The organism is Xanthomonas sp. SHU 166 (assembly GCF_000364685.1).
Lineage (GTDB): Bacteria > Pseudomonadota > Gammaproteobacteria > Xanthomonadales > Xanthomonadaceae > Xanthomonas_A > Xanthomonas_A sontii.
The window spans coordinates 1-4,812 of the sequence record NZ_AQOJ01000207.1 but is presented as its reverse complement, the minus strand read 5'-3'; the positions used below and the strand labels follow the sequence as shown (position 1 = coordinate 4,812).

5 protein-coding genes are annotated in these 4,812 nt (G+C 70.2%); all 5 read left to right on the top strand.

All coding sequences use genetic code 11. The annotated features are described in order from the left end of the window. Positions 1-436, top strand: a 436-nt coding sequence (locus tag D180_RS07145; RefSeq protein WP_017912257.1) for a hypothetical protein, incomplete at its 5' end; no start/stop codon positions are given. 231 nt (positions 437-667) lie between these two features. Then, positions 668-1,024, top strand: coding sequence for an arsenate reductase (locus tag D180_RS07140; protein WP_017912256.1), 357 nt, complete (start codon positions 668-670; stop codon positions 1,022-1,024). Further along, complete coding sequence (locus tag D180_RS07135; RefSeq protein WP_017912255.1) at positions 1,021-1,479, top strand: GNAT family N-acetyltransferase; 459 nt, start codon at positions 1,021-1,023, stop codon at positions 1,477-1,479. The genes D180_RS07140 and D180_RS07135 overlap by 4 nt, the downstream gene beginning before the upstream one ends. 162 nt (positions 1,480-1,641) lie before the next feature. After that, on the top strand, positions 1,642-2,772 hold the full coding sequence (gene dapE, locus D180_RS07130) for a succinyl-diaminopimelate desuccinylase (RefSeq protein ID WP_017912254.1): 1,131 nt from the start codon (positions 1,642-1,644) through the stop codon (positions 2,770-2,772). A gap of 250 nt (positions 2,773-3,022) precedes the next feature. Then, the gene (gene asnB, locus D180_RS07125) at positions 3,023-4,714 is read left to right on the top strand and encodes an asparagine synthase B (protein WP_017912253.1); all 1,692 of its coding nucleotides are present in this window, start codon (positions 3,023-3,025) and stop codon (positions 4,712-4,714) included. Positions 4,715-4,812 lie beyond the last annotated feature (98 nt).

Here is a 4,812-nt window from a genome sequence, read left to right as displayed (position 1 = left end):
GCGCAGCTGCGCGCTGCTCGGCCGCGACGGACCGACCACCGCCGGGTGCGGCCCGGCCGCCGACAGCCCGCAGGCCGCGGCCGACGTGGTGCGGCGCTACTACGCGGCGATCAATGCGCGCGATTACGCCACGGCCTGGCAGCAGTGGGGCGAGGACGGGCGCCCGGGGCAGTCCTACGCGGCCTTCAAGGCCGGCTTCGCGCAGACGCGTGCGGTGAAGGCGACGATCGGCGCGCTGGGCGACAGCGATGGCGCCGCCGGTTCGGTGTACCAGCCGGTGCCGGTCACCGTGGAGGCGACGCTGGCCGACGGCACGCGGCAACGCTTCCGCGGCGACTACGTGCTGCGCCGGGTCAACGGCGTGGACGGCGCCTCGGCGGCGCAGCTGCGCTGGCGGATCGACTCGGCCAAGCTCCAGGACGTGCCGGTGCAGTGAGGCCTGGCGGCGTCTTCTTGCGCCTGGGAGGCCGATGGCGCGCGCGGCGGGTAAGATCACGCGCGCTGCTGCCTGTCGATGACGGCATGCCCGGTTCGTCTCCTGATGGCATCGCCCGCCGAAAGGCGGTGCGCGGTGCTTTGGAGTGCGATCTGTTCTGGGCCGACCGACCCTCACCCCAACCCCGCTCCCGGTGGGAGAGGGGCTTCATTCGCTTGAAGGGATGTTTCGATGACGACGTTGTACGGATTGAAGAACTGCGACACCTGCAAGAAGGCGACCAAGTGGCTGGACCGCTTCGGCGTTGCCTACACCTTCGTCGATTACCGCGAGCACAAGCCGACCCCGGAGACCCTGCTGGACTGGGCCGGCCAGGCCGGTGGGTTCGACGCGCTGGTCAACAAGTCCTCCACCACCTGGCGGCAGTTGCCCGACAACAAGAAGACACCCGGCTCTGATGCCGAGTGGAAGCTGCTGCTGCGCGAATACCCGCAACTGATCCGCCGCCCGGTGGTGGTGACCGACGACGGCAAGCTCAGCCAGGGTTTCTCCGACAACGGCTTCAAACAGCGGTTCGGGGTGGCGTGACCGTCCGCCCGTACCGGGCCGAGGACTGGGCGCGGCTGTGCGCCATCCACGATGCCGCGCGGCTGGAGGAACTGCAGGCGGCGGGGCTGCCGGAGGCGTTCCTGCCGCTGCCGATCGCGGCCGAGCGCGAAGGCTTGTTCGACTACCGCGTGCAGGTCGCAGAAGCGCAGGGTCAGGTGCTCGGCTTCGTTGCCGACGACGGCGAGGAACTGGCCTGGCTGTACGTGGATCCGGCCGCGCGCCGGCGCGGCGTCGGTCAGGCGCTGGTGGTCGCGGTGCAGGAGGCCAGCCCGGCCGGCCTGACCCTGGAATTGCTGGAGGGCAATGCCGCGGCGCTCGCGTTCTATCGCGCCTGCGGTTTCGTCGAAACCGGCACGCACGGCGGGCGCATGCCTGGCAACGAAGCTTTCGCGGTGCGCGTGCAGTGCATGCGCTGGCCGGGCATCGCGCCGTAGCGACGGCCGGCGCCGCGACCGCGCACCCGTTCGGCGATCCTGGTCGATGCTTCGAATCCGCCACTCCCACTCGTACACTGCACGCCGTGCGCCGTCGGCACGCGACGCTGCCGCCGCCGATCCGCATCGCGTCTCCCTCGTGCTTTCCAACGGTGTCCCTGCATGTCCGATGTCCTTGAACTCGCCTGCGACCTGATCGCCCGCCCGTCGGTCACCCCCGACGATGCCGGCTGCCAGGACCTGATCGTGCAGCGGCTGGAACGTGCTGGTTTCGCCATCGAGCGGCTGCGCTGCGGCGAGGTCGACAACCTGTGGGCCACCCACCGTAGCGGCGACGGTCCGGTGCTGGCGCTGCTCGGGCATACCGACGTGGTGCCGCCGGGGCCGCGCGAGGCCTGGAGCAGCGATCCGTTCGCGCCGCAGGTCCGCGATGGCGTGCTGTACGGGCGCGGCGCCGCCGACATGAAGGGCAGTGTGGCCGCCTTCGTGGTCGCCGCCGAACGGTTCGTGGCCGCGCAGCCTCAGCACTCGGGCACGCTGGCGCTGCTGCTGACCAGCGACGAGGAAGGCGATGCGATCGACGGCGTGCGCCATGTGGCGCGCGTGTTCGCCGAGCGTGGCGAGCGCATCGACTGGTGCATCACCGGCGAACCCTCGTCCACCGAGCGGCTCGGCGATCTGCTGCGGGTCGGCCGTCGCGGCAGCCTCTCCGGCGCGCTGCGCGTGCGCGGTGTGCAGGGGCACGTGGCCTATCCGCACAAGGCACGCAACCCGATCCACCTGGCCGCGCCGGCGCTGGCCGAGCTCGTGGCGCGGCACTGGGACGACGGCTACGAAAGCTTCCCGCCGACCAGCCTGCAACTCTCCAACATCCATGCCGGTACCGGCGCCAACAACGTGATCCCCGGCGAACTGCAGGTCGCCTTCAACCTGCGCTATACCCCGCACTGGGATGCGCCGCGGCTGGAAGCGGAGATCGCCGCGCTGCTCGATCGCCATGGCCTGGATTACGACCTGCGCTGGCACCGCAGCGGCGAGCCGTTCTACACCCCCGAAGGCACGCTGCGCCGGGTGGCGCGCGAGGTGCTGGGCGAGGTCGCCGGCGCGCCGCCGGAGGAGAGCACCGGCGGCGGCACCTCCGATGCGCGCTTCATCGCCCCGCTGGGCGCGCAGTGCATCGAGGTCGGCCCGGTCAACGCCAGCATCCACCAGGTCGACGAGCACGTGCGCGTGGCCGACCTGGAGGCGCTGCCGGATCTGTACCTGCGCCTGATCGAACGGTTGCTGCGGTAACAGTTGCGCCGGCCCGCGTGCCGGGTTACGGTCGTTCCATGACCTCGCTGTCCGCCCTCCGCTCGAGCAACGCCAACGGCCGCAATAACGCGCTGGCGAATAATCGCGCGCGGCCGATGCGGGTCTGCGACTAGGCGCTACCAGAAACACCACGCCCAGCCACCAGAAAACCCGCATCGGCCGATGCGGGTTTTTTTGTGCCTGGGTGTCTCCCCTCCGCAACCACCACCCCACGATCAGGAGCTTTCCCATGTGTTCGATCTTCGGCATCTTCGGCCTGCAACCGGGCGACGACCTGCAGGCGCTGCGGCGGCAGGCGCTGGACTGCTCGCAGCGGCAGCGCCACCGCGGCCCGGACTGGAGCGGCGTGTATGTCGACGACGGCGCGATCCTGGTCCACGAGCGCCTGGCCATCGTCGACCCGGCCGGCGGTTCGCAGCCGCTGCTGTCCGACGACGGGCAGCTGGCGCTGGCGGTCAACGGCGAGATCTACAACCATCGCGAACTGAAGAAGCAGCTCGTGCAGCCATACGCCTTCCAGACCGGCTCGGACTGCGAGGTGATCAACGCGCTGTACCGCGAAACCACGCCGGACGCGCTGCTGAACCGCCTCAACGGCATCTTCGCTTTCGCGCTGTGGGACAAGGCCGCCGGGCGCGTGCTGATCGCGCGCGATCCGATGGGCGTGTGCCCGCTGTACTGGGGCCACGACGCGCAAGGGCGGCTGCGGGTGGCCTCGGAGATGAAGTCGCTGGCCGACAGTTGCGCCGACGTCGCCCAGTTCCCGCCGGGCCACTACTACGACAGCGCCAGCGGCGAGCTCGTGCAGTACTACCGCAAGCCGTGGCGCGACTACGCGGCGGTGCAGGGCGTGGAGGTTGGCAAGCAGGAACTGCGCGAGGCGTTCGAGCGCGCCGTGCATCGCCAGCTGATGACCGACGTGCCGTACGGCGTGCTGCTCTCCGGTGGACTGGATTCGTCGCTGGTCGCGGCGGTGGCGGCGCGCTTCGCACGCAAGCGCATCGAGGAGAACGACGAGGCCGAGGCCTGGTGGCCGCGCCTGCACTCGTTCGCGATCGGCCTGAAGGGCTCGCCGGATCTGGCCGCCGCGGCGATCGCCGCCGAGGCGCTGGGCACGGTGCACCACGGCTTCGAATACACCTTCGAGGAAGGCCTGGACGCGTTGCCGGAGGTGATCCGGCACATCGAGACCTACGACGTCACCACCATCCGCGCCTCCACGCCGATGTTCCTGCTGGCGCGGCGGATCAAGGCGATGGGGGTGAAGATGGTGCTCTCCGGCGAAGGCAGCGACGAGATCTTCGGCGGCTACCTGTACTTCCACAAGGCGCCGAACGCGCGCGAATTCCACGAAGAACTGATCCGCAAGCTCGACGCGCTGTACAACTACGATTGCCTGCGCGCCAACAAGTCGATGATGGCCTGGGGCGTGGAGCCGCGCGTGCCGTTCCTGGACGTGGAGTTCCTGGACGTGGCCATGCGCATGGATGCCCAGTACAAGATGGCCGGCACCCGCGCCGACGGCAGCAAGCGCATCGAGAAGGCGGTGCTGCGCGAAGCCTTCGAGGGCTATCTGCCCGAGTCGATCCTGTGGCGGCAGAAGGAGCAGTTCAGCGACGGCGTCGGCTACGGCTGGATCGATGGGCTGAAGGCGCATGCCGAGGCCCAGGTCAGCGACCGCGAACTGGCCGCGGCCGACAAGCGCTTCCCGGTGAACCCGCCGCAGACCAAGGAAGCCTATTACTACCGCAGCCTGTTCGAGCGCGTGTTCCCGACCCCGGCCGCGGCCGAGACCGTGCCCGGCGGCAAGTCGATCGCCTGCTCCTCGCCGGCGGCGATCGCCTGGGATGCCAGCTTCGCGACGATGGCCGATCCCTCCGGCCGCGCGGTGGCCGGGGTGCACGCGCAGGCGCTGGGGTGACCGGCGCCAGCCTGCTGGCGATCGCCGGGGTGCTGACGCTGGGGGCGATCAGCCCCGGCGCCAGCTTCCTGCTGGTGGCGCGGCTGGCCGCGGGGCGC

Bases quoted from the DNA above. Each gene is read 5' to 3' on its own strand.
- D180_RS07140 (WP_017912256.1), top strand. From the start codon at position 668: ATGACGACGTTGTACGGATTGAAGAACTGCGACACCTGCAAGAAGGCG.
- dapE (WP_017912254.1), top strand. From the start codon at position 1,642: ATGTCCGATGTCCTTGAACTCGCCTGCGACCTGATCGCCCGCCCGTCG.
- asnB (WP_017912253.1), top strand. From the start codon at position 3,023: ATGTGTTCGATCTTCGGCATCTTCGGCCTGCAACCGGGCGACGACCTG.